Origin of the sequence: Frankia sp. AiPs1 (genome assembly GCF_023716945.1) — a bacterium.
Taxonomy (GTDB): Bacteria; Actinomycetota; Actinomycetes; order Frankiales; family Frankiaceae; genus Frankia.
In genome coordinates this window covers 1-704 of record NZ_JAMQQF010001127.1, presented here as the reverse complement: position 1 = coordinate 704, position 704 = coordinate 1, and the positions used below count along the sequence as shown (strand labels likewise).

The window sequence follows — 704 nt, the reverse complement described above, 5'->3', positions numbered from 1 at the left end:
GCTCCGCGGCGGGCAGGAACCGGCCGGCGGCGTCGAGGTTGTCCCCCGTCGACGCGCTGACCGCCCCCGGGATGTGGCCGGCGCGCGGGTCGACCGGCTCCACCTCGCCGCGGTACCGCTCGGGCGCGCGGGCGTCGAGCAGGATCCCCTCGCGGGCCACCGCGGCGGCGGTGTCGGCGTCGAGGACGGGCAGGTGGCCCGGCTCGAGCACGATGTCGCCGGGCAGCGGGATGATCTCCCCGGTCTCGATCGGCAGGCCGGCGTCGCGCCAGGCGCCGAGCGCCCCGTCGAGGATGCGGACGTCGGCGACGCCGGCCCAGCGCAGCAGCCACCACGCCCGGGCGGCGGACAGCCCGCCGTTGTCGTCGTAGACGACGACGGGGCGCCCGGCGGTCAGGCCCCAGGATCGGGCGGCGCGCTGCAGGTCGGCGAGTTCGGGCAGCGGATGGCGCCCGGCGGTACCACCCGGGGCGGCGGCGAGCTCGGTGTCGAGGTCGACGAAGACGGCGCCCGGCAGGTGACCCTCGCGGTAGTGGTCGTGACCGTGCGGGTCGCCGAGTGCCCAGCGGACGTCTAGCAGCAGCGGCGCCAGCGCCGAGCCCAGCTCGTCGTGCAGGGCCTTGGCGTCGACGAGCACCTCGCCGCTGAGCTGCCGGCCGCTGAGCTGCCGGCCACCGGGCTGGCGGGCCGTCGCGGAGCCGCGT

General features: G+C 78.1%; 1 protein-coding gene. It reads right to left on the bottom strand.

The window, feature by feature from the left end:
* On the bottom strand, positions 1–704 hold a 704-nt coding region (locus ND748_RS33265), incomplete at both ends, for a sulfurtransferase (RefSeq protein ID WP_251750187.1).